This is a genomic window from Stenotrophomonas sp. YJH_SMC_29 (assembly GCF_059371235.1).
Window position 1 is genome coordinate 114,093 of record NZ_JCAFUK010000005.1, and the last position, 23,042, is coordinate 137,134.

Consider the following 23,042-nt stretch of genomic DNA (forward strand, 5'->3'; position numbering starts at 1 on the left):
CCTTCCGTGCCTGCCACGCCGTTCGCGCGCGGCATCGCGCCCCCTGCATCCTTCGAGGTAACTGCCATGGCCCAGCGCCATCGTGTCCGTTCGTCCCTGTCCCGTACCCTGCTGACCAGCGCCGTGCTGGCGGCTTTCGCCAGCCCCGCTTTCGCCCACGGTGACGCTTCCGGCGCCCCGCAGACGCTGGACAAGGTGGTGGTCACCGCCGCGGGCTTCGAGCAGAAGGTGATCGATGCCCCGGCCAGCATCAGCGTGGTCAGCCGCGAGGAACTGAGCAGGCGCCCGTACACCAGCCTGGTCGATGCGCTGCGCGACGTCGAAGGCATCGATGTCGGCCTGGAGGCCACCGACAAGAACGGCCGCGCCACCGTGTCGATGCGCGGGCTGCCGTCCGAGTACACCCTGGTGCTGATCGACGGCCGTCGCCAGAGCAACGTCGGCCAGATCTACCCGAACAACTTCGGTGGCGGCCAGTTCGCCTACCTGCCGCCACTGGATGCGATCGAACGCATCGAAGTCGTGCGCGGGCCGATGTCCACGCTGTACGGTTCGGACGCGATGGGCGGCGTCATCAACATCATCACCCGCCGCAACCAGGACAGCTGGCACGGCGCGCTGACCCAGGGCTTCACCGTGCAGCAGGACGACCAGTTCGGCGACGCACGCACCACCGACCTCTACCTCAGCGGCCCGCTGCTGAAGGATCGCCTGAGCCTGGCGGTACGCGGCAGCTACTACGATGCCAAGGCATCCAACCCCGAATGGGATGCGCTGCCGCTGCCGGATGGCACGCTGTGGGAGCGCAGCATCGGCTTCGGCGGTGGCGGCAAGTCGGTCGCCAACACCAACTGGAACAGCGGCGTACGCCTGGACGTCCGCATCAACGACGACCACGAACTGTGGCTGGACTACGACGTGTCGCGGCAGAAGTTCGACAACAGCGAGGGCCAGACCGGCACCCTCGACAGCCTGGCCAGCCTGTGGCGCGTCGGCAACGCGGTCATTCCCAACCCGAACGGCAACGGCACGCTCACCCGCCGCGTAGTGCAGCCGCGCGTGGGCTACACCGCCTACCAGCGCTACGAGCGCGACCAGTTGTCGCTGACCCACCAGGGCCGCTACAGCTTCGGCACCTGGCAGACCTCGCTGACCCACAGCAGGAGCAGCAATCTGGGCCGCTCGCTGCCGCTGACCCTGGACGAGCGCGCCAACCTGCAGGCGCTGTGGAATGACGTCTGCCGCCGCACCGGCGCCGCCAGCAACTGTGCAGCCGGCCGTGGCAATGCACTGGCCGCCCTCAACCCGAGCGAGATGGCACGCCTGCAGGCGTTCCTGCCGCGCCCACTGCGCACCATGGAGCTGGAAGGCTACGTGCTCGACACCATGCTCGACCTGGACTTCGGCACGCACACGCTGACCGTGGGTGGCCAATACAACGACACCGACATGGTCGACGGTGTGTTCGGCATGGACGGCGCCGGCTACCGCAGCAACGTCAAGCAGACGCATCGCATGTGGGCGCTGTTCGCCGAGGACAACTGGGCGCTGACCGACACCCTCACCGCCACCTTCGGCCTGCGCTACGACGACCACAACGTGTTCGGCAGCCACGTCAGTCCGCGTGGCTACCTGGTGTGGAACGCCAGCGATGCGTGGACCTTCAAGGGTGGCGTCAGCACCGGCTACAAGACCCCGCGTCCGGACCAGCTGTTCCCGGGCATCACCGGCTTCGGTGGCCAGGGCGTGCTGCCGCTGGTCGGTTCGCCGAACCTGAAGCCCGAAACCAGCACCAACTACGAGCTGGCGGCCTATTACGAGGGCCAGCGCTGGGGCTTCAATGTCACCGGCTTCTTCAACACGTTCGAGGACAAGATCGCCAGCGGCGGCACCTTCCCGAACTGCGAAGTGGCCCGCGCCGGCAGCGGCTACTGCGTGGACATCGGCCCGGGCTGGGCGGCCCTGGGCTACAGCACCTTCACCCAGAGCGTGAACATCGACAAGGCCGAGACCCGTGGCGCCGAACTGGCCGCGCATGTCGACCTGCTCGACAGCCTGCAGCTGCGCGGCAACTACACCTGGACCAGGAGCGAGCAGACCAGCGGCGCGCAGAAGGGTCTGCCGATCAGCGGCACCATGCCGGCCAGGCACATGGCCAATGCCAGCCTCAACTGGCAGCTCAACGAAGCGATCAGCCTGTCGCTGATCGGCGAAGGCCGCTACGACCGCTACCGCGACACGCTGCTGGACGCCAACGGCGCCCGCCACACCCGCTACTACGAGGACTACACGATCTTCCACCTCGGTGGCAGCTGGAAGGCCACGCCCTGGCTGACGGTGAACGCGCGGGTCAACAACCTGTTCGACAAGGACTTCGTCTCGCAGTCGTGCCTGCTGATCAGCCAGAGCGAGTTCAACTGCGTGGACGACTACGCGACCAAGGACCAGCGCCGCAGCTACTGGATTTCGCTGAACGCGACGTTCTGATCGCCGCGCCCTGCCCCGGTGGGTGCCGACCCTGGTCGGCACCGCTTCATCCACGCATGGCGTGGATCTACCGATCGGTGGTGCCGGCCGCTGGCCGCCCCCCATACCTGCTCCAGGGATACAGAACGACACGCAATTGCGAGCTATTCTCATCAATGATGTAATGGGCAGTCCCCGTCCGCCCCGAACCGTGCCGTGAGCCGTCCTGCTACTTCCACCGTGCAGCAGCAACAGAACCGTGGCTTCTGGCTGCGGACGCTGCACCAGTGGCACTGGATCAGTTCGGCGGTGTGCCTGATCGGCATGCTGCTGTTCGCGGTGACCGGCCTGACCCTCAACCATGCGGCGAAGATCGAAGCCAGGCCCCAGGTGCAGAACCAGCACCTGGAGCTGCCGGCCGCGCTGCTGTGCCAGCTCGGCACGCGCGAGGACGGCAACGCGCCGATTCCGCGCCCGGCCCGCCAATGGTTGGACGCGCAGCTCGGCATCGCCATCGGCGGACGCCCGGCCGAGTGGTCGGCCGAAGAGATCTACCTGTCGCTGCCGCGCCCCGGTGGCGACGCCTGGTTGAGCATCGATCGCCAGACCGGCGCGGTGGAGTACGAATCGACCTCGCGCGGCGTGGTGTCCTACCTCAACGACCTGCACAAGGGCCGCAACGCGGGCCCGGCCTGGGGCTGGTTCCTGGACCTGTTCGCCGTGGCCTGCCTGGTGTTCTGCATCACCGGGCTGTTCCTGCTGCATCTACATGCGCGGCAGCGGCGCATGACCTGGCCGCTGGTCGGCCTGGGCCTGATGATCCCGCTGTTGATCGCCCTGCTGCTGATCCACTGACTTTCCCCCGTTCCCGGAGCCGCCCCATGCGCGTCACCCTGACCATCGCCCTCAGCGGCCTGCTGGCCACCTCGCCGGCCTATGCCGCCACCCTCGACATCAATGTCGAAGTGCCCAAGCTCAACGTGGCCGAGTACCACCGCCCGTACGTGGCGGTGTGGCTGGAAGGCGCCGACCAGAAGGTCGCGGCCAACCTGTCGGTCTGGTACCAGCAGACCAGCAACAGCGAAGGCCACGGCACCAAGTGGCTTCCCGACCTGCGCCAGTGGTGGCGCAAGAGCGGCCGCACCCTGCAGGTTCCGGTGGATGGCGTGACCGGCCCGACCCGCCCGGCCGGCAAGCACGCGCTGTCGTTCAACGACAGGCAGCCGGCCCTGAAGCAGCTGGCCCCGGGCAACTACACCCTGGTGGTGGAAGCGGTGCGCGAAGTCGGCGGCCGTGAACTGTTGAAGATTCCCTTCACCTGGCCGGCGACCACCGCGCAGAACGGCAAGGCGCAGGGCGCCACCGAGCTGGGACAGGTCACCCTCGCCGTCAAACCGTAACCGCCTGAGCCGGGGTCGGATCCCTTCCGCAGGAAGGGCTCTGACCCCATCGCCCTATCCCTCGGGGTCAGAGCCCTTTCCGCTGGAAAGGGATCCGACCCCTTCCAACTGGAGTCTTCCGCATGAAGCGCACGCTCGTCCTCGCCGCCGCCCTGGCCGCTGCCCTTCCCTTCTCCGCCCTGGCCCACAAGGCCTGGCTGCTGCCCTCGCAGACCGTGATCGCCGGCAACGCGCCGTGGATCACCGTCGACGGTGCGGTCTCCAACGACCTGTTCTATTTCAACCACGTGCCGCTGCGCCTGGAGTCGCTGGTGATCACCGCGCCGGACGGCAGCACCGTGCAGCCGCAGAACGCGGCCACCGGCAAGTACCGCAGCGTGTTCGACATCGAACTGAAGCAACCGGGTACCTACCGCATCGCGTCGGTCAATGACGGCCTGTTCGCCACCTACGAGCAGAACGGCGAGCGCAAGCGCTGGCGCGGCAGCGTCGCCACCCTTGGCGAACTGCCCAAGGACGCGAAGAAGCTGGAACTGAGCCAGTCGGTCGGTCGCGTGGAGACCTTCGTCACCAACGGTGCGCCGAACGACACCGCGCTGAAGCCGACCAACCGCGGTATCGAGCTGGTGGCCGTCGGCCACCCGAACGACCTGTTCGCCGGCGAGGAAGCGACCTTCCGCGTGCTGGTCGACGGCAAGCCGACCGCCGGCCTGGAATTCGAGATCGTGCGTGGCGCCACCCGCTACCGCAACGCGCAGGACGAGCTGAAGGTCACCAGCGATGCCAAGGGCGAGATCAAGGTGACCTGGCCGGAAGCCGGCATGTACTGGCTGGAAACCGGTACCGAGGACAACAAGACGTCGGTGAAGCAGGCCGCCAAGCGCCGCTTGAGCTACGTCGCCACGCTGGAAGTGCTGCCGCAGTAACGACGTGGGCGGCGATGCCGGGCAGGCCCCGGCATCGCGCCTGCAGCAGACCCCCATGACCGATCCCCTGCTCGACATCGCCCGCCTCGGCGGCACCACCATGGGCACCACCTGGAGCGTGTCGCTGGTCGCGCCACGCCCGCGCGACCTGCATCCGCTGCATGCCGGCATCCAGGCGCGGCTGGATGATGTGGTCGCGCAGATGAGCACGTGGGAAGCTGGCTCGGACCTCAGCCGCTTCAATCATGCCGCTGCCGGCCAGTGGTGCACGCTGCCGGCCGAGACCCGCCACGTTCTGGCCTGCGCACAGGCCATCGCTGCGGCCAGTGACGGCACCTTCGATCCCACCGTCGGTCCGCTGGTTGCACTGTGGGGCTTCGGTGCACATGCCGGTGAACGCCGCCAGCCCGATGCCGCCACCCTGCAGGCCACGCGTGAGCGCTGCGGTTGGCAGCGCCTGCAGTGGCAGGGCGATGCGCTGCTGCAACCGGGTGGGCTGGAACTGGATCTCTCTGCGATCGCCAAGGGCTTCGGCGTCGATCACGTCGCCGCGTGGCTGCGCGGACAAGGCATCGCTGCCGCGCTGATCGAGGTCGGTGGCGAACTGGCCGGCTATGGCCGGAAACCGGATGGCCAGCCGTGGCGCGTGCTGGTGGAGTCCGCACCGGAAGAAGATGCGCGGACCGATACCCCGCCTCGCGTGCTGGCACTGGATGGCCGGGCGGTGGCCACCTCCGGCGATCGCTGGCACCAGTACCACGCCGATGGCGAGGCTTACAGCCACAGCCTCGATCCGCGTACCGGCAGGCCGGTGCGCCAGGTCGCTGCGGCAGTCACGGTGGTGGCCGGCGATGCGATGCAAGCCGATGCCTGGGCGACCGCGCTGACCGTACTCGGTCGCGACCAGGGCATGGCGCTGGCCGAGCGCGAAGGCCTGGCGGCGCGCTACCTGCAGCGCGCTGCAGGCGGCCCGCAGGAGTTCCTCAGCAGTGCCTTCCAGCGTCTTCTCGACGAGCAGGGCGCATGAGCGGACGCCGGTCGCGCGCGTGGCTCGGCAACACCCTGGCCCTGCTCCTGTTGGCGCTGATCGGCGGGGCGTTGCTGCGCCTGCATCTCGGTGAGGCATGGTGGCAGGGCGCGCCACCGATTCGACACTTGCAGATCGCGGCACTCGCCACGGCCCTGTATGCGCTGGCCTGCGCTGCACTGTGGTGGCGTGGGCGCCCGCGCGACGATGCCGCAACCGGAGACACCGCGCCCCTCCTGCTGGTCTGGTCCAGCCAGACCGGCTTTGCACGCGAGCTGGCCGAACGCAGTGCCGAAGCCCTGCGCGGCGCCGGCATGCCCGTGCGCGTGCGCGGTCTGCACGACGTCGACGCCGCGTTGCTGGCCGACAGCCAGCGCGCGCTGTTCATTGCCAGCACCACAGGCGAGGGCGATCCGCCCGACCACGCCCTGCCCTTCCTGCGCGGGGTGATGGCCGCGCCGCCGTCATTGCAGCACCTGCAGTACGGCGTGCTCGCGCTGGGCGACCGCAGCTATGGCCACTTCTGCGGGTTCGGCCACCAGCTCGACCAATGGCTGCGCCAGCATGGCGCGCATCCACTGTTCGATGCGATCGAAGTCGACAACGCCGATCCGGCGGCGCTGCGGCATTGGCAGCAGTTGCTGGGGCAACTCGGCGGCGGCGCCAGTGAACTGCCCGACTGGAGCCCGGCCGCGTACCAGCCGTGGACGCTGCTGCAGCGCGAGCATCTGAACCCGGGCAGCCCCGGCGGTCCGGTGTATTGGTTGCGCCTGCAGCCACCGGCCGGCGCAGAGGCGCAGTGGCAGGCCGGCGACATCGCCGAGATCGGCCCGCAACATGCCCGCGCCAGCGCGCGCGCCTGGCTGCACGCGCAGGGCTTCGATGCGGACACCGTGCTGGAGGACGGGCAGACCTTGCTGGCGCGCGTCGCGCGCTCGCACCTGCCCTCGCTGGTTCCGCCGGGTGACCTGCCCGCATTGCTGGCGACCCTGCAGCCGCTGCCGCATCGTGAGTACTCGATCGCCTCGGTGATGGCCGACGGCCCGGTGGAGCTGCTGCTGCGCCGCCAGCTGCGCGCCGAGGGCACGCCCGGCATCGGCAGCGGCTGGCTGTGCGATCACGTGGCCATCGGCGAGCCGGTGCAGCTGCGCCTGCGCCGCAACGACAATTTCCATGGCGTGCCCGCCGATGTGCCGCTGCTGCTGATCGGCAACGGCACCGGCATCGCCGGCCTGCGCGCCCACCTGCACGAACGTGCCCAGCAGGGCGCGCGCCGCACCTGGCTGCTGTTCGGTGAGCGCACCGCCGCACACGACTTCCATTTCGGCGACGAGCTGCAGGCAATGCTGGCGAGCGGAACGCTGGCGCGGCTGGATGCTGTGTTCAGCCGCGATGGCGGTGCGCATCGCTACGTGCAGGACCGGCTGCTGGCCGAAGCAACAACGCTGCGGCAGTGGGTGGATGACGGCGCGACGATCCTGGTCTGCGGCAGCCTGCAGGGCATGGCCCCGGCCGTGGATGCGGTGATCGAGCAGGTGCTGGGTGCCGCAGGCAGGGAAGCGCTGCTGCTGGCCGGTCGTTACCGGCGCGATGTGTACTGAGGTTGCCCCATCCACGCATGGCGTGGATCTACTGAACGGCGTGTCCAGGCAGGGTGGCAACCGCAGTGCAGTAGATCCACGCCATGCGTGGATGGGGCCCAACGGCGCCCGGGAATCATCCCTCTGCCGCACTCACCCGTATCGCCAGCAATTCGCCACCGCCCTGCAACGCATGCCGGCGCCGTTCGCCGGCTGACAGCCACGCGGTATCGCCGGCCTGCAGCGGCGGCAGGCCACTGTCCGCACCAAACTCCGCCTGACCGGCCAGCAGGTGCAGCGCCCAGGCTACGCCCGGCTCGCAGAAGAAGAACATGCTGCCCACCAACGGCCGGTGCAGCAGTTCGGCCTGCAGCAGTTCGCGCTTCCACATCAGGTTGAAGTCGTGGGTGGTGCCATCGACCAGCTCGCCATGCAGCGCCTCTTCACCGGCAAACCGTATCCGTCCATGCGGCGGCAGCACTTCGGCCACGCGGCCGTCTTCGAAACGCAGGCGCACGCCGTTGCCCTGCAGCAGCACCAGTTCGCGCTCCACGCCGGGGAAAGCGGAAAACGCGGCATCCTGCTCGATCTCGGCCACCGACAGGCGCAGCGCCCAGTCGTCGCCCTGTGCGGGCAGGCGCAGGATTTCGCGGGTCCAGCCCAGGCCGTTGCGCCAGCGTTCGCGGCGGTAGTCCAGGCTGGAGATGACCTGGCTCGGGGTGTGCAGCAGGGAGTCGATGTTCATCGGCGCATTGCATCATGCCGCGCGCCGCGGTGCATCACCGCGTGGCGAGCGTCCCCTGGCCACCACACTCGCCGCCCAGCAGCTGCGAGTGCTTCAGCCAGTCCTGGTCGGGGTAATAGGCGAACACCATGGTGCCGCCGCGCAACGCATCGATCAGTGGCTTGGCCACCGACAGGCGCACCGCCGGGCAACCCAGGCTGCGGCCCAGCCGCCCCTGCAGCTGCGCGGTGGCCGGGTTCACATAGGGCGCGCCATGGATGACGATCGCGCGTTCGCGCGCGCGGTCGTTGAAGCCCGGCTCCAGCCCGGCCAGTCGCAGCGAATACCCGTTGCCGCCCATGTAGGTCTCCTGCGCGGTGAACGCGCCGAGACTGGACATGAAACTGCCGTCGCGGTTGGAGAAGTGTTCGGTGCGGTTCTCGCCACTGTTGCGGCCGTGCGCCACCCATTCCTCGAACAGCAGGCGCTGGTGCGCCAGGTCGAACACCCACAGGCGCGGCTCGGTGGACGGCCGCGAATAGTCGATCACGCTGAGGCGATCACCGTTGATGCCCAGCTCCGGCCGCTGCAGCGCGCAGCGCATGGCGTGCGCCGCCAGCTGCAACACGTGGCGGTCGGCCCTGGGCGCGCTGCGCGACAACAGCGCAGCCAGGTCATCGGCAGAGGTGGCGAGGGTGGGCGTCTGTGCCAGTGCCGGGGCGCTGGCCGAGGTCGCCAGCAGGCCGAACGCGGCCAGCCGGCACAGGCGGGATGCAGTCATGGGCACAACGAGGGGACTCAGTTGCCCTTGAGGGTGGACCCTGGCGGCTCGGATTCCAAGACCGGCTGCATTCCGGATTCAGCCGGGCTTGGGCGGACCGCCGGCAGCGAGGTCACCAGCAGGGTCGTGCCCGGCACCAGTACCTGGTACAGCTGGCGGGCGAAATCGGCCGGCAGCGCCATCGGCAGCGAGGGCGTGGCCAGCAGGTCCGGGGTGGCCTGGGCACGGTCCTGGCCCAGCAGCGGGTAGGCCGTCCACTGGTGCAGGCGCTGGTTCACGTCCAGCGGGCTGGGCGTGTCACTGTAGCCCTGCCCCATCACGAACAGCGTCGTCCCCTGGAACGCCGGCAGGGCGTCGGCCTTCAGCGGCGACTCGCCGATCATCACACCATCGCGCAGCACGTACAGGCGCTGGTCATGCAGGCTGACCAGGATGCCGACCTGACCGGCCGGCGCGGCGCTGTCGTTCCACCACGCCTGCGCCGGCGCCCCGCCCTCTGCCTCCGGCAGGGCCTGCCCGCGGGCATTGACCGGCGCCAGGACCGACGGATAGGCCAGGGTCATCGGCGAGCTCTTGGCATCGGCCACCACCACCGTGTCGCCGCGCTGGGTTTCGCTGAACAGCTTCTGCGCGAAGGCCTGCGGCAGGCGCACGCAGCCATGCGAGGCCGGATGCCCCGGCAGGTTGCCGCCGTGCAGGGCGATGCCGTCCCAGGTCAGCCGCTGCATGTAGGGCATCGGCGCGCTGTTGTAGAGGTTGGACTTGTGGTCCTTGTCCTTCTGCAGGATGGTGAACACCCCGGTCGGTGTTTCGTGCCCGGCCTTGCCCGAGCTGATCGTGGTCAGGCCGATGGCGATGCCGTTGCGGTAGACGTACGCCCGCTGCTCATCGAGGCTGACCACCAGCACGATCGGGCCGGTCGGCGAGATTTCCGGATGCCACAGGTATTCGCCCGGTTTCAGGTCGGTCGGCCCGCGCACGTCGGCAGTGCTGGCGGCAGCTGCCGGCTTGGCAGCCGTCGTCGGCGCAGCGGCGTGGGCCAGCAGCGGCAGGGTCAGTGCCAGGGCGAGCATCAGGGGTGTAAGGCGGTGCGCAGGCATCCAGCGGGGTCCTTTCCATGCGGAGCGGCCACCGTACACCATCGGCCCGTGGTGGCCGCGGCAAATCCAGGCGCCGGAAATGAAACTGCCCGGCGACACAGCCATGTGTCGTACCGGGCAATCGTTACGTCCCTGTCGGCCTGCTGCCGCCCCCTCGCATCCTGCGCTGTGGGGGTAGCGTTGCGTCCTGCACGCGGCCGCGTCTGTCCTGTTTGTATCTCAGCCCCTTCCACAGGTCTGTGATGCCACCATCCTGGTGATTGGTGCCGCGTCCTGCGGCGGTCGGTGGTCACGGCCTTCCTGTCCGCGACCGGTGAACCAGCCTCCTGCCGGTTCCGACGATTCCTGCTGTCAGCGCCTGGGTACGGTCCGCACCGGTACCGATCCGGGTACCGGATCCGCCGGCAACAACCTGTTGCCTACGGTGATCCGCTGTCGATTCCGTTCGACGATCGCTTTCCCTATCCCCTTCACCTGCGTCAGGTCCTCGACGCGATGAAACGGGCCGTGTCTGCGCCGGTGCTCGACGATCGCCTCGGCCTTGGCGGCTCCGACCATCGTCAGTCCCTGCTGCAGCGCCTGCGCATCGGCGCGGTTGATGTCGATCGGTTCGGCGGCATGCGCCCCAGCGATCCCCACTACCAGCACCAGTGCCCTCAACACGACACTCCAAGGCACGACGTGTATCTCCCTGTGATTCTGGCCGCCCCGACCGGCAATCCCGTCGGCAGGAACAGTGTCCGTCACCACATGTGCACAGCCTATCGGTTTCCCGGATTTCCGTAAGCCAGCCAAATACCCGACGTGATGTAGGAAAAACCCTACCCGCGGCACAGGCGTAGAATGGCGCGATCACAGCCCATGCAACCGGAGTATCAGATGGACAGCGCCAAGCTCGGCCAATTCGTCAATGACAAGTGGGACAGCGAAATCGTCCCGCAGTTGGTCGACTACATCCGCATTCCCAACAAGTCGCCGATGTTCGACGCCAATTGGGTGCAGAACGGCTACATGGAACAGGCGGTCACCCTGATGGAGAACTGGGCCAAGGCCCAGCAGCTGCCCGGCCTGACGGTTGAAGTCGTGCGCCTGGAAGGCCGTACCCCGCTGATCTTCCTGGAAATTCCGGCCACCGGCGCCGAGACCGGTGACGACACCATCCTGCTCTACGGCCACCTGGACAAGCAGCCGGAAATGACCGGCTGGGACGACGATCTCGGCCCGTGGACCCCGGTCCTGCGTGGCGACAAGCTGTATGGCCGCGGCGGTGCGGACGACGGCTACGCCATCTTCGGCTCGCTGGCCGCGGTGCTGGCGCTGCAGGCCCAGGGCCTGCCGCACGCACGCTGCGTGGTGCTGATCGAAGCCTGTGAAGAGTCCGGCAGCTACGACCTGCCGGCCTATGTCGACCACCTGGCCGACCGCATCGGCAAGCCGTCGCTGGTGGTCTGCCTGGATTCGGGCTGCGCCAACTACGACCAGCTGTGGTGCACCACCTCGCTGCGCGGCCTGACCGGCGGCAATTTCACCGTGAAGGTGCTCAACGAAGGCGTGCACTCCGGCGATGCCTCCGGCGTGGTGCCGTCCAGCTTCCGCCTGCTGCGCCAGCTGCTGTCGCGCATCGAGGACCAGGACACCGGCCGCATCCTGATCGACGGCATGAACGTGGAGATCCCGGCCGAACGCCTGGAACAGGCCAAGCGCGCCGCCGAAGTGGTCGATACCGAGATCTTCGAGAAGTTCCCGATGGTCGACGGCCTGCGTCCGATGAACGAGGACCTGACCGAGCTGGTGCTCAACCGTACCTGGCGCCCGGCCCTGTCGGTCACCGGCGTCGGCGGCATGCCGCCGCTGGAATCGGCCGGCAACGTGCTGCGCCCGCAGACCTCGGTGAAGCTGTCGCTGCGCCTGCCGCCGACCGCCGATGGCAAGACCTGCGGCGAACTGCTGAAGGAAGCGCTGCTGCGCGATCCGCCGAACGGCGCGCAGGTCACCCTGGACCTGGAAAAGGCCTCTACCGGCTGGAACGCCCCGGCGATGGCGCCGTGGCTGACCCAGGCCATCGAGGATGCCAGCCAGGCCTTCTTCGGCAAGCCGGCGATGTACATGGGCGAAGGCGGCTCGATCCCGTTCATGGGCATGCTGGGCGAGAAGTTCCCGGGTGCGCAGTTCATGATCACCGGCGTGCTCGGCCCGCACTCCAACGCGCACGGCCCGAACGAGTTCCTGCACATCCCGATGGGCAAGAAGGTGACCGCCTGCGTGTCCAAGGTGATCAGCGAGCACTACGCCGCGAGCCTGCGCGGCGAGACCAGCGGTTCGCCGGTAGCGGCCGACAGCGGTACCCGCCACGGCGACCACGGCTGCTGCTGACCCGGCACCGGTGACGGACGCAGCCTGGCCTTGCTAGGCTGCGTCCACACTCAAGCGGAATCCGCGCGCATGAATGGTCTGTTCGGCAGCAGCAGCTGGTTGTACATCCTGCTGGTCGGCTTCTTCGTCGGCCTGCTCGGGCGTTTCTTCATGCCCGGCAACAACCGCATGGGCTGCCTGCTGACCATCGTGCTGGGCATCCTCGGTGCCCTGCTGGCCGGCTGGTTCGGCCAGTACATGGGCTGGTACGCCCCCGGCGAACCGGCCGGTTTCCTCGGTGCGGTGGTGGGCGCGGTGGCCGTGCTGGCCGTCCTGCGCCTGTTCAGCGGTCGCCGCTGACGCCGTTCCCCCTTCCCTTCCTGTTGCCGACGTTGGCGCGCCCGGCGCGCCCGGATATGCCCGCATGACCGAACCCGCCTCCGATCCCCAGCGCAGCGCGCAGCGCCTGCAGTGGGCCCGTACCCAGCTCGAGGATGCCAACGCCGTGGTCGAGCGCGCCTCGGTCGACGCCGGCATGCGCAGCTACTGGCGCACCACCAGCACGCGCGGCAGCCACATCGTGATGGACGCGCCACCGGGGCTGGAAGATCCGCGACCGTGGCTGCGCATGCGCGGCCTGCTGCATGACAACGGCCTGCGCGTACCCGCACTGCTGGCGCAGGACCTGCAGGCCGGCTTCCTGCTGCTGGAAGATCTCGGCGGCCCGACCCTGGCCAGGATCCTCGACGAGCGCAACGCCGATGAATGGTTCGGCCGCGCGATCGAACAGCTGCTGCGCCTGCAGGCGATTCCGGTGCCGGCCGACTTCGGCCAGTTCGGCGAAGCGCTGCTGCAGCGCGATGCCGGCCTGTTCGACGAATGGTTCCTGCAGCGCCACCTGAACCTTGAACTGGACTGCGGCGAGATCGAAGGCCTGCAGCTGGTGCATCGCCGGCTGATGGACAATGCGCTGGGCCAGGCCCAGCTGATGACCCATCGCGACTACATGCCGCGCAACCTGATGCCGGTCGACGATGGCCCTGCGGTGCTGGATTTCCAGGACCTGGTGCGTGGCCCGATCGCCTACGACGCGGTGAGCCTGTTCAAGGACGCCTTCCTGAGCTGGCCGCTGCAACGCGTGGACGCGTGGCTGGCGCAGTACCACGCGCGCGCGCGCGATGCCGGCCTGCCGGTGCCCGACCGCGCCACGTTCCTGCGCGATGCCGACTGGATGGGCATCCAGCGCCACGTCAAGATCCTCGGCCTGTTCTGCCGCCTGCGCTACCGCGACAACAAGGGCCACTACCTGGACGACGCGCCGCGCTTCATCGGCTACCTGGATGAAGTGCTGCCGCGCTATCCCGAACTGGCACCGCTGCAGCGGCTGCTGGAGGACCGCATCAAGCCGGCGTTGGCCGAGCTGGGTGCGCCGCTGCGCGTGGCCCGATGAAGGCGCTGATCTTTGCCGCGGGGCTGGGCGAGCGCATGCGCCCGCTAACCCTGCACACGCCCAAGCCGTTGCTGGAAGTGGCCGGCAAGCCGCTGATCGTCTGGCACCTGGAACGCCTGGCGGCACTCGGCGTGCGCGAGGTGGTGGTCAACACCGCGTGGCTGGCCGAGCAGTTCCCGGCAACGCTGGGCGATGGCCACCAATGGGGCCTGCGCCTGCATTTCCTGTACGAAGGACAGACCCCGCTGGAAACCGGTGGCGGCATCCTCAACGCACTGCCGGTGCTGGGCGACGCCCCGTTCCTGGTGGTGAACGGCGACATCTGGACCGATTTTGATTTCGCTGCACTACCGCGCGAGCCGCAGGGCCAGGCGCACCTGGTGCTGGTCGACAATCCGGTTCAGCACCCGAATGGTGACTACCGCCTGGATGCACGGGGCCTGCTGCACCACGACCGCGCAGGGCCGTGCCTGACCTATGCCGGCATCGGCGTGTACCGTCCGTCGATCGTGGCCGACTGGCGCGCGGTGATCGGCGACGCGCCGGGCAGCGAACGGCTGCCGCCGAAGTTCTCGGTGGTGCCGCTGCAGAAGCATTTCATGGCGCAGGGGTTGATGACCGGGCAGCACCATCGCGGGCGCTGGACCGACGTCGGGACGGTTGATCGTCTGCGCGCGCTCGATGCGGAGTTGGCGGCGAACGGCTGAGCCCCTCGTGGTTGGTCGCGTAGAGCGGATCGCGTGCTTGGCCGGGCGGGTGGGCCATGCAGGGGACGCTGCAAGTACGTCCCTGTAAGCTCGATGGCGCCATCCATGGCGCCAACGCCCCTGCATGGCCCACCCGCCCGGCCTCTGACAGTTTCCGTGCGCGTCCAGCCACGGAAGAAAGAAAGAAAAGCAAAAGCGGGTCGCTTCGCTGCGCTTGCTCGGGTGTCGACCAAGGTCGACACCCGCCAACAGCCGCGGGAACCTGTCGAAGGCGGGGTGGCTCAGGTTGCGGGGGCGTGAGCGCCATGGATGGCGCGACCGAGGCTACAGGGACGTACTTGCGCCGTCCGCCGCAACCTGAGCCACCCCGCCTCCCCTCAGGAAGCCAGCTTCTGCCGTTGACGTTGACGTTGCTGTTGACGTTGCCGGCCAGCGGCCGGCACTACCGCGGGTGCAGGGCGCGGCCCTGCCGAACAACATCCCTCAGTAACGGGGCCGACCTTCTTCCAGCACCTGGCGCAGGAACGGCACGGTGATCCGCCGTTTCGCCGCCAGCGACTCACGGTCCAGCCAGTCCAGCAGCGTGATCAATCCGCCCAGCTCGCGACCGGTGTGCGACAGCAGCCACTCGATGGCCGCCTCATCGATCGCCAGGCCACGGCGCAGCGCGCGCTCGCGCAGCACCGCGGCACGGCCTTCCTCATCCAGCGGCTGCAGCAGCACGCGCACGCACTGGCCCAGCCGCGAGCGCAGGTCGGGCAGCAGCAGGCCCAGCTCGCCCGGCGACTTCTGCGCCGTGTACAACACAGTGACTCCAGCCGCACGTGCACGGTTGTGGAAGTCGAACAGCGCGACCTCGTCCTCGCGATTGCCGGCCACTTCGTCCAGGCCGTCCAACGCCACCAGTTCGCGCGCATCCAGCCCGTCCAGCGCCGCACGGACACGGCCGGCGGCGCTGGCCAGCGGCACGTAGGTCGGCAGGCGCCCTGCCTGCTCGGCGCTGGAGCACATCGCCAGTGCCTGGTGGGTCTTGCCGGTGCCCGCCGCGCCTTCCAGGTAGACCCAGTCGTGGCTGGCGCCGACCGCGATCGCGCGCAGCTGCGCCAGCGCGCCATCCGGCGCGCCGATGAAGGTCTCCAGGCGCTGGTCCCGCGGGTAATGCAGGGCCAGCGGCAGTTGCGGCACACCCATCACTTCAGGTCGGGGCCCTTGTCGTTCGGATCGAGCAGGATATGGGGCTGGTCGACCACCCCGTCAAGCACGATCGCCGGCTTCTCGCCCACATACAGCTCGCTCTGGCGATAACGCTGGTGGGCGTAGCGCAGGAGCACGTTGGTCACTGCCGCCACCGGCAGCGCCAGCAGCATGCCGAGGAAGCCGAACAGCTGGCCACCGGCCATCACCGCGAAGATCACCGCCACCGGGTGCAGGCCGATCTTGTCGCCGACGATGCGCGGGGTCAGCACGTAGCTTTCCAGCAACTGGCCCACGGTGAACACCACGCCGACCAGGATCAGCAGCTTCAGGTCGAAGCCCTGCGCCTGCACCAGCGCGGCGATCACCGCCATCAGCACGCCGGTGGTCGCGCCCAGGTACGGGATGAAGCTGATCAGGCCGGCAATCAGGCCGATCAGCAGCCCCAGCTTGAGGCCGACCAGCGACAGGCCACCGGCATAGATCACGCCCAATGCCAGCATCACCAGGAACTGGCCGCGGATGAACGCCCCCAGCACTTCGTTGGACTCACGCGCCAGCGCGCTGATGGTGCCGATGTGGTTGCGCGGGATCACCGAGGCCACCCGCTCCACCAGCTTGTCCCAGTCGCGCAGGAAGTAGAACGCCAGGATCGGCAGCAGCAGGATGTTGACCACCCAGGTCACCATCGCAAAGCCCGAACGCGACACGTAGCCCATGAACGTGGTGGCGAAACCGCCGGCCTGCTGCCAGTGGCTGCGCACCCACTCGATCAGGCGGTCCGGGTCCAGCCACTGCATCACTTCCAGGCCGGTCTTCTGCTCGAACCAGGGAATCCCCTTTTCCATCAGCCACGCCTGTGCCTGCGGCGCGACCGCGATCAGGGTGGTGATCTGGCGCTCGATCATCGGCACCAGCACCAGCAGCAGCGCCACGATCACCAGCACCATCGCCGCGAACACCAGCACCACGCCGGTCATGCGCGAGCGGCCGGTGGCCTCGATGCGGTCCACCAGCGGGTCGCCCAGCCACGCCAGCGCCAGCGCCATCACGAACGGGGTCAGGATCGGCGCCAGCAGCCACACCACCCAGCCGATCAGGCCGGCGAACAGGATGTACTTCAGCCGGCGCAGGAACTGCGCGATTTCAGCTTCCGGGGTCAGGGTCATCGCAGGCGGTACTCGTTGCTGACCGGCGCGGCCACCGGGGCACCGGTGGTGTCATCGATCGGGGTCGGCAGCGCCGGCAGCGGCGCACTGGGTACCAGCACGCCGTTGTCGCCGAGCATGCGGTTGAAGCCGGCCAGGCCGGTGGTCATCTCCACGCTCAGCTCCAGCTGGCCGGCCGAAGCGTGCAGCGGGGTGACAGTGCGCACCACCGGCACTTCGCGCAGGCCCGCGGCCAGGCGCAGGTAGTCATCGGCGCTGTTGATGCCGGTCACCACCACGCGGTAGGTGCCGGCCTGGCCCGTGGCCGCCCCCGCCTTGGCGTAGCGCTTGACCAGCGCGTCGGCGGCACCGTCGGCGCCGGCCGCCATCGCGCGCATGGCGTTGGCGTCCTTGCTGGTCCACTTGTTCAGTTCACGGCCGTTGTCGACGAACACCCAGTCCGCCTGCCAGCCGCCATTGGCGCGGTACAGCTTGCCGATCAGCTGCATCGGTGGCGAGTAGCGCGAGGAGGCGCGGGCCACGGCGGCACTGTCCTGGCGCCAGATGGCCCCGGCCAGGGCCTGTTCGGCAGCGCCGCCGCTGGGCAGGCCCAGCTTGTAGCCCCGCTCGATGGCACGGTTCAGCAACGGGCGGGCGGCGTTGGCCTGCTGCACGCTGACCAGGCGCGGGCCGCTGCCGTCATCGACCGCCAGCCACAGCACCGGCTTCGGCCGCGGCTGCGGCCACAGCGGCAGGCCGAGCGCCGAGACCAGCGCATCGACGTCGTCCTCGCGGAAGCGGGCCACCAGCAGGGTCCGGAAGCTCGGCGCGCCGCTGGCGCCCACGCTCTGGTCCTGCTTGTAGTCGTAGCTGGCCACGTAGTCCTTGGCATTGCGCAGCGCCTGCACCACGCCGGGGCGTGACATCACGTTGCGGTCGCCGGACAGCTTGCCCAGCACCGCGCTCAGGGCACGGGCCAGGGCACCGTTGCGATCGGCCTCGGCCTGGCTGTTGACGGGCACTTCGGCCTCGTAGGCCCCCGAAGCGGTGGCGACATCTCCCTCGGTGCGCAGACCGCTCTGGGCCATCGTGGCCACCGGCAGGCTCAGTGCAAGGAGCAGGGTCAGAATCAGGCTGCGGCGCATCAGGACATCCATTGGCTCGACGAATCCGGGGGAATTGTTGCCCGAATACGGCCTTTGCGCCAATGCGGCCTGTTAAAATCGCCCGTTCAACCCCTGCCAGCGCCGACGCCCGTGACCAACACCCCGTCTTCCGCCCCCTCCCCCCTCACCTACCGTGACGCGGGGGTCGACATCGACGCCGGCAACGCGCTGGTCGAGCGGATCAAGCCCCTGGTCAAGCGCAGCTTCCGCCCGGAAGTGATGGGTGGCCTGGGCGGCTTCGGGGCCCTGTTCGACCTGTCCAACAAGTACCGCGAGCCGGTGCTGGTGTCGGGCACCGACGGCGTGGGTACCAAGCTGAAGCTGGCCCACCAGCTGAACCGCCACGATACGATCGGCATCGACCTGGTCGCCATGTGCGTGAACGACGTGCTGGTGCAGGGTGCCGAGCCCCTGTTCTTCCTGGACTACTTCGCCACCGGCAAGCTGGACATCGACACCGCCGCAGCGGTCGTGGGCGGCATCGCCAACGGCTGCACCGAGGCCGGCTGCGCGCTGATCGGCGGTGAAACCGCTGAAATGCCCGACATGTATGCCCCGGGCGAGTACGACCTGGCCGGCTTCACCGTCGCCGCAGTCGAGAAGAGCGAGCTGAAGGACGGCGCCAGCGTGGCCGCAGGCGACGTGCTGATCGGCATCGCCTCGTCCGGCCCGCACTCCAACGGCTACTCGCTGGTACGCCGCATCTACGACCGCGCCGGCCGCCCGGCCGACCTGGAGCTGGAAGGCGGGGTGAAGCTGGTCGACGCGCTGATGGCACCGACCCGCCTCTATGTGAAGCCGATCCTGGCGCTGCTGAAGTCGCACGGTGCCGCCATCCACGGCATGGCCCACATCACCGGTGGCGGCCTGACCGAGAACATCATCCGCGTGGTGCCCGATGGCCTCGGCCTGGACATCCAGGCCTCGTCCTGGACCCTGCCGCCGGTGTTCCAGTGGCTGCAGAAGGAAGGCGCGGTGGCCGACAGCGAGATGTGGCGCACCTTCAATTGCGGCATCGGCTTCGTGCTGATCGTGGCCGCCGACCAGGTCGCTGCGGTGTCCGAGGCGGTCAAGGCCCAGGGCCTGGACCACTGGACCATCGGCCAGGTGGTCACCGCCGAAGGCGCCGAGCGCGTCCGCATCGGCTGAACCCGACCCCGAGGAGCCCGCATGGACGCAACGCCCCCACTGCCCCCCGCCCCCGTGCCGCCGGCGACGACGGTACCGGCGTTCGGCCCCCAGGACGCCGACCACCTGCGCATGCTGTCAATCGCGCACTACGTGGTCGGCGGCCTGATCGCGCTGTTCTCGCTGATCTTCATCGTCCACATCGTGCTCGGCGTCACCGCGCTCACCGGCAACCTGCCGATGAACTCCGGCGGCCAGCCCTCGTCGCCGGCCGAACAGCGCGTGTTCGGTTGGATGTTCGTCCTGATCGGCTGTGTCATCGTGTTCGGTGGCGTCACCCTGGGCGCGTTCGTGGCCTACGCCGGCCGTTGCCTGGCCCGCCGCCGCCGCTACCTGCTGTGCCTGATCGTGGCCGGGCTGGCCTGCCTGTTCACGCCGATCGGTACCGTGCTGGGAGTACTCAGCCTGATCACGCTGCTGCGCCCGCAGGTCAAGGCTGCGTTCGATGCAGCTGGCACGGCGGCATGACGATTCCGGGCACGCCACCGCCGCTGCCGCATCAGACCCTGGCGCACCTGCAGCTGGGCAGCCACCTGCAGACGCTGAAGGTACTGTTCTACGCGCTGGCGGTTTTCCACTGGTTGGCCGCGCTGACCTTCCTCGGTTTCATCGGCCTGGTCGCCAGCGCGCGCGGGCTGGACGATGGCGCGGTACTGGCCACTGTGTACGGCGTCGTTTCAGTGCTGGCTGCCGCGCTTGGCTTCGTGCAGCTGCACACCGCGCGCCTGCTGTCGCGCCGCACCGGGCTGGCCTGGTGCCAGCGCGCGGCCTGGCTGGCGGTACTGGCCGGCCCGCTGGGCATGGCCCTGACCGCCTATGCCTGGGTGTTCCTGTCCAGGCCGGACATGGCCGCCCTGTTCGACCGCGGCGACCATCTCCGCGTCTGAGCTTGCCGGCAGACGCTCCGCCCTCCCCTGATCGACTCCCCATGTCCGCGCCCGCGCTACCGACGACCGCCCCGCCCACCGCCTCCCGTTTTCCGGGCCCCAAGCGGCTGGCCTTTGCCGCCGTACTGGCAGTGTTCGCAATCAGCTGGATCCATCCGCTCTGGCCCACCGAGCAGGCCCTGCACAGCACGCTGACCGTGGTCGGGCTGGCCGCCCTGCTGTGGGTCGACCGCCGTGGTGGCTGGCTGGGCAACGGCGCGTTCATCGCGATCTGCGGCTTCATCGCGCTGCATTGCGTGGCGGCGCGCTGGCTGTACTCGAACGTGCCCTACGACGCGTGGGCGCAGGCGCTGACCGGCTGGTCGCCCAACGCGGCGTTCGGCTGGCAGCGCAATCATTTCGACCGCCTCATCCACTTCCTGTTCGGCGTCTGCTTCACGCCGGCGCTGCTGCAGCTGGCCGGCCACGCGTGGCCGGCCCTGCGTCGGGGCCAGGCCTTCATCCTGGCGGTGATGACGGTGATGTGCGCCAGCCTGGTCTACGAGTGGTTCGAGTGGGCCATCGCGCTGGCCCTGTCGCCGGATGCCGCCGAGGCCTACAACGGGCAGCAGGGTGACATGTGGGACGCGCACGCCGACATGCTGTTGGCCACCGTGGGCAGCCTGCTGACCTGGCCGCTGATCCGCCGGAGCACCCGGCCATGACCACGCCCACCCGCATTGCGGTGCTTGCCTCCGGCCGTGGCAGCAACCTGCAGGCCATCCTCGATGCGATTGCCGGCGGCCGCCTGCCCGCCGAGGTCGTCGGCGTGTTCTCCGACCGCCCCGCTGCCGCCGCGCTGCAGCGGGTCGACGCTGCCCTGCGCTGGGCGCATGCGCCGAAGGAATTCCAAGACCGCGCGGCCTACGAGCAGGCGTTGGGCGATGCACTGGCCGCCGTCGCGCCGGACTGGATCGTCTGCGCCGGCTACATGCGCATTCTCGGCGCCGCCTTCGTGCAGCGCTTCAATGGCCGCCTGGTCAACATCCACCCCTCCCTGCTGCCGCTGCACAAGGGGCTGGACACGCATGCGCGGGCACTGGACGCCGGCGACGCCGAGCACGGTGCCAGCGTGCACCTGGTCGTACCCGAGCTGGACGCCGGCGCCGTGCTGGCCCAGGTGCGGGTACCGGTGCTGCCCGGCGATGACGCCAACACCCTGGCCACGCGCGTGCTGGCGGTGGAGCATCCCCTGCTGATCGCCACGCTGCAGCTGCTGTGCGCCGGCCGCCTGACTGAACGGGAGGGCCAGCCGCAACTGGACGGTCACCCCCTGTTTAGCCCGCTGGCCCTAGATTCCGCCGGTAACCTGAACCGGTAACGCCCACGCACACGCCCCGCTGACTGCGGGGCTGGCATCCTGCCCACCTCCTGCGGCTCCTCTCTTCCATGAAGACCACGACCCTGCTGTCCACTTCACTGCTGCTGTCGCTTGTCGTGCTTCCCGGAGTGGGTTGGGGCCAGGCGCAGGCGCCTGCCGCCTCGCCCGCTCCGGCGCCGGTGCCAGCGGTGCAGCCGCCGGCCGAAGCGGCGGCCCCGGCCCTGCCGGCGTTGGCGTGGGAACCGCCGCCGCTGCAGCCGTTCAGCGCCACCTACCAGGCCTTCTACAAGGGCAAGGAGGCCGGCGATGCCAGCATGCAGGTCACCCATACCGGCGGCAACCAGTGGCGGGTCGACATGCAGGTGGTCGGCCGCCGCGGGTTCGCCAGCGTGCTGGGCCTGAACATCGAGCAGAGCACGGTCTTCGAGGAGCGCGCCGGCGCCTATGCACCGCTGAGCCAGAGCACGGTGCGCAAGGGCCTGTTCCTCGGCAAGAAGGCGGTCGGCACGTACAACTGGCAGGCCGGTACCGCGCAGTGGAGCGGCGACGTCGAGAAGAAGCGTGCGCAGCCGATTCCGCTGCAGCCGGGCGACCAGAGTGCCCTGCTGATCAATCTGGCGATCATGCGCGACGCCCGTCCGGGTGCCACCATGCACTACCGCTACGTGGACATGGGCAAGGTCCGCCAGCATGACTACCAGGCCGCGCCGCAGACCGAGAACGTCGAAGTCGGCGACCTGTCCTACAACGCGCTGCGGGTCTACCGGACCAACGGCGGCAACAATGAAACCATCCTCTGGATCGCCAACGGAGTTCCCACCCCGGTGCGCATCCTGCAACGCGAAGACGGCGAAGACCGCGTCGATCTGCGCCTGATCGAATACCAAGGAGTCTGAGCATGAGCACCCTGACCCGCCCCCTCGCCTGGATCGCTGCGGCCGCCCTGTCGGTGGCCAGCCTGCCGGCCATGGCCCTGCAGCCGTTCAAGGCCGACTATCTCGCCAGCTACATGGGCATGCAGGCCAATGGCAGCATGACCCTGAGCAGCGAGGGCGCCAACAAGTGGCGCTACACGCTGCAGGTGAAGAACCAGCTGGCGGACCTGAGCCAGAGCACCGTGTTCGAGGAAGTACGCGGCCAGCTGCGCCCGCTCAGCAGCCAGGACCGTTCGGCGCTGCTGGTCAAGAAGCGCAACGTGCAGGCCACCTACAACTGGACCAGCAACCAGGCCACCTGGACCGGCGACATCAAGCCGGACCGGGCCGGCCCGATCGCTCTGAAGGCCGGTGACATGGATGCCCTGCTGATCAACCTGGCGATCGCCCGCGACCTGGCGGCCGGCAAGCCGTTGACCTATCGCATGGTCGACGAAGGCCGCATCAAGAACATGACCTATCGCGTGGTCGGCAAGGAGTCGATCACCGTGGGCGGCAAGAGCTACGAAGCCACCAAGGTCTCGCGTGCCGACGGCAACAAGGAGCTGATCGCCTGGATCGTGCCGGAATTCCCGGTGCCGGCGCGCATGCTGCAGCGTGAGAGTGGCCGTGACGCGCTGGACCTGACCATCAAGGCGATGAACTGAGCGC

General features: G+C 68.8%; 24 protein-coding genes. 17 read left to right on the forward strand and 7 right to left on the reverse strand.

The genetic code is table 11. The annotated features are described in order from the left end of the window. The first annotated feature begins 66 nt into the window (after positions 1-66). The 6 genes from AC5P9I_RS07635 to AC5P9I_RS07660 all read left to right on the forward strand — a co-directional run bounded on the left by AC5P9I_RS07635 (position 67) and on the right by AC5P9I_RS07660 (position 7,420). Positions 67-2,487 carry a TonB-dependent receptor domain-containing protein gene (locus AC5P9I_RS07635; protein ID WP_049467437.1) on the forward strand — a complete coding sequence of 807 codons (2,421 nt, stop codon included), beginning with the start codon at positions 67-69 and terminating at the stop codon, positions 2,485-2,487. Positions 2,488-2,682: 195 nt separating this feature from the next. Beyond that, positions 2,683-3,321 carry a PepSY-associated TM helix domain-containing protein gene (locus tag AC5P9I_RS07640; RefSeq protein ID WP_049467439.1) on the forward strand — a complete coding sequence of 213 codons (639 nt, stop codon included), beginning with the start codon at positions 2,683-2,685 and terminating at the stop codon, positions 3,319-3,321. A 26-nt stretch (positions 3,322-3,347) separates the two neighbouring features. Further along, positions 3,348-3,866: a DUF2271 domain-containing protein gene (locus tag AC5P9I_RS07645; RefSeq protein WP_049467441.1), complete on the forward strand. Its 519-nt coding sequence runs from the start codon at positions 3,348-3,350 to the stop codon at positions 3,864-3,866. Between the two features lie 122 nt (positions 3,867-3,988). Further along, on the forward strand, positions 3,989-4,792 hold the full coding sequence (locus tag AC5P9I_RS07650; protein WP_049467443.1) for a DUF4198 domain-containing protein: 804 nt from the start codon (positions 3,989-3,991) through the stop codon (positions 4,790-4,792). 55 nt (positions 4,793-4,847) lie between these two features. Beyond that, on the forward strand, positions 4,848-5,819 hold the full coding sequence (locus AC5P9I_RS07655; RefSeq protein ID WP_049467470.1) for an FAD:protein FMN transferase: 972 nt from the start codon (positions 4,848-4,850) through the stop codon (positions 5,817-5,819). Next, on the forward strand, positions 5,816-7,420 hold the full coding sequence (locus tag AC5P9I_RS07660) for a flavodoxin domain-containing protein (RefSeq protein ID WP_235644991.1): 1,605 nt from the start codon (positions 5,816-5,818) through the stop codon (positions 7,418-7,420). The genes AC5P9I_RS07655 and AC5P9I_RS07660 overlap by 4 nt, the downstream gene beginning before the upstream one ends. Positions 7,421-7,535: 115 nt before the next feature. Here AC5P9I_RS07660 and AC5P9I_RS07665 read toward each other — a convergent pair whose 3' ends face one another. From AC5P9I_RS07665 to AC5P9I_RS07680, 4 genes are all read right to left on the reverse strand, one after another. Then, positions 7,536-8,144, reverse strand: a complete 609-nt coding sequence (locus AC5P9I_RS07665; protein WP_049467447.1) for a HutD/Ves family protein — start codon at positions 8,142-8,144, stop codon at positions 7,536-7,538. Positions 8,145-8,178: 34 nt separating this feature from the next. Continuing rightward, positions 8,179-8,904, reverse strand: coding sequence for a murein L,D-transpeptidase catalytic domain family protein (locus AC5P9I_RS07670; RefSeq protein ID WP_049467449.1), 726 nt, complete (start codon positions 8,902-8,904; stop codon positions 8,179-8,181). Positions 8,905-8,921: 17 nt separating this feature from the next. Further along, complete coding sequence (locus AC5P9I_RS07675) at positions 8,922-10,004, reverse strand: L,D-transpeptidase (RefSeq protein ID WP_049467451.1); 1,083 nt, start codon at positions 10,002-10,004, stop codon at positions 8,922-8,924. A gap of 351 nt (positions 10,005-10,355) precedes the next feature. Further along, the gene (locus AC5P9I_RS07680) at positions 10,356-10,682 is read right to left on the reverse strand and encodes a ComEA family DNA-binding protein (RefSeq protein WP_032969157.1); all 327 of its coding nucleotides are present in this window, start codon (positions 10,680-10,682) and stop codon (positions 10,356-10,358) included. A gap of 201 nt (positions 10,683-10,883) precedes the next feature. Here AC5P9I_RS07680 and AC5P9I_RS07685 point away from each other — a divergent pair, with 201 nt between their 5' ends. The 4 genes from AC5P9I_RS07685 (at position 10,884) to murU (ending at position 14,513) form a co-directional block, all read left to right on the forward strand. Next, complete coding sequence (locus AC5P9I_RS07685) at positions 10,884-12,377, forward strand: M20 family metallopeptidase (protein ID WP_049467454.1); 1,494 nt, start codon at positions 10,884-10,886, stop codon at positions 12,375-12,377. A gap of 69 nt (positions 12,378-12,446) precedes the next feature. After that, a complete protein-coding gene (locus AC5P9I_RS07690) occupies positions 12,447-12,716 on the forward strand; it encodes a GlsB/YeaQ/YmgE family stress response membrane protein (RefSeq protein WP_005415577.1) in 270 nt (89 codons plus the stop codon). Between the two features lie 64 nt (positions 12,717-12,780). Next, on the forward strand, positions 12,781-13,806 hold the full coding sequence (locus AC5P9I_RS07695; RefSeq protein WP_057495021.1) for an aminoglycoside phosphotransferase family protein: 1,026 nt from the start codon (positions 12,781-12,783) through the stop codon (positions 13,804-13,806). Continuing rightward, positions 13,803-14,513: an N-acetylmuramate alpha-1-phosphate uridylyltransferase MurU gene (gene murU, locus AC5P9I_RS07700; protein ID WP_049467458.1), complete on the forward strand. Its 711-nt coding sequence runs from the start codon at positions 13,803-13,805 to the stop codon at positions 14,511-14,513. Before AC5P9I_RS07695 ends, murU begins: the two co-directional genes overlap by 4 nt. A 483-nt stretch (positions 14,514-14,996) precedes the next feature. On the opposite strand, the gene hda is transcribed toward murU, so the two are convergent. The 3 genes from hda to AC5P9I_RS07715 are packed head-to-tail and all read right to left on the reverse strand — an operon-like array spanning position 14,997 to position 18,012. After that, positions 14,997-15,704 carry a DnaA regulatory inactivator Hda gene (hda, locus tag AC5P9I_RS07705; protein ID WP_049466118.1) on the reverse strand — a complete coding sequence of 236 codons (708 nt, stop codon included), beginning with the start codon at positions 15,702-15,704 and terminating at the stop codon, positions 14,997-14,999. Continuing rightward, on the reverse strand, positions 15,704-16,876 hold the full coding sequence (locus AC5P9I_RS07710; protein WP_049466117.1) for an AI-2E family transporter: 1,173 nt from the start codon (positions 16,874-16,876) through the stop codon (positions 15,704-15,706). Before AC5P9I_RS07710 ends, hda begins: the two co-directional genes overlap by 1 nt. Next, the gene (locus AC5P9I_RS07715; RefSeq protein WP_049466115.1) at positions 16,873-18,012 is read right to left on the reverse strand and encodes a DUF2066 domain-containing protein; all 1,140 of its coding nucleotides are present in this window, start codon (positions 18,010-18,012) and stop codon (positions 16,873-16,875) included. The genes AC5P9I_RS07710 and AC5P9I_RS07715 overlap by 4 nt, the downstream gene beginning before the upstream one ends. A gap of 99 nt (positions 18,013-18,111) precedes the next feature. Here AC5P9I_RS07715 and purM point away from each other — a divergent pair, with 99 nt between their 5' ends. From purM to AC5P9I_RS07750, 7 genes are all read left to right on the forward strand, one after another. Continuing rightward, positions 18,112-19,170 carry a phosphoribosylformylglycinamidine cyclo-ligase gene (gene purM / locus AC5P9I_RS07720; protein WP_049466113.1) on the forward strand — a complete coding sequence of 353 codons (1,059 nt, stop codon included), beginning with the start codon at positions 18,112-18,114 and terminating at the stop codon, positions 19,168-19,170. A gap of 21 nt (positions 19,171-19,191) precedes the next feature. Continuing rightward, positions 19,192-19,677 carry a hypothetical protein gene (locus AC5P9I_RS07725; RefSeq protein ID WP_064237790.1) on the forward strand — a complete coding sequence of 162 codons (486 nt, stop codon included), beginning with the start codon at positions 19,192-19,194 and terminating at the stop codon, positions 19,675-19,677. Then, complete coding sequence (locus AC5P9I_RS07730) at positions 19,674-20,096, forward strand: hypothetical protein (protein WP_049466110.1); 423 nt, start codon at positions 19,674-19,676, stop codon at positions 20,094-20,096. The genes AC5P9I_RS07725 and AC5P9I_RS07730 overlap by 4 nt, the downstream gene beginning before the upstream one ends. Before the next feature lie 41 nt (positions 20,097-20,137). Next, positions 20,138-20,800: a DUF2238 domain-containing protein gene (locus AC5P9I_RS07735; RefSeq protein ID WP_049466108.1), complete on the forward strand. Its 663-nt coding sequence runs from the start codon at positions 20,138-20,140 to the stop codon at positions 20,798-20,800. Beyond that, positions 20,797-21,456, forward strand: coding sequence for a phosphoribosylglycinamide formyltransferase (gene purN / locus AC5P9I_RS07740; protein ID WP_049466105.1), 660 nt, complete (start codon positions 20,797-20,799; stop codon positions 21,454-21,456). Before AC5P9I_RS07735 ends, purN begins: the two co-directional genes overlap by 4 nt. A 68-nt stretch (positions 21,457-21,524) precedes the next feature. Next, complete coding sequence (locus tag AC5P9I_RS07745) at positions 21,525-22,352, forward strand: DUF3108 domain-containing protein (protein ID WP_049466104.1); 828 nt, start codon at positions 21,525-21,527, stop codon at positions 22,350-22,352. 2 nt (positions 22,353-22,354) lie between these two features. Beyond that, entirely contained in the window at positions 22,355-23,038 is a 684-nt protein-coding gene (locus tag AC5P9I_RS07750) for a DUF3108 domain-containing protein (protein ID WP_049466102.1), read from the forward strand. The last annotated feature ends 4 nt before the right edge of the window (positions 23,039-23,042 follow it).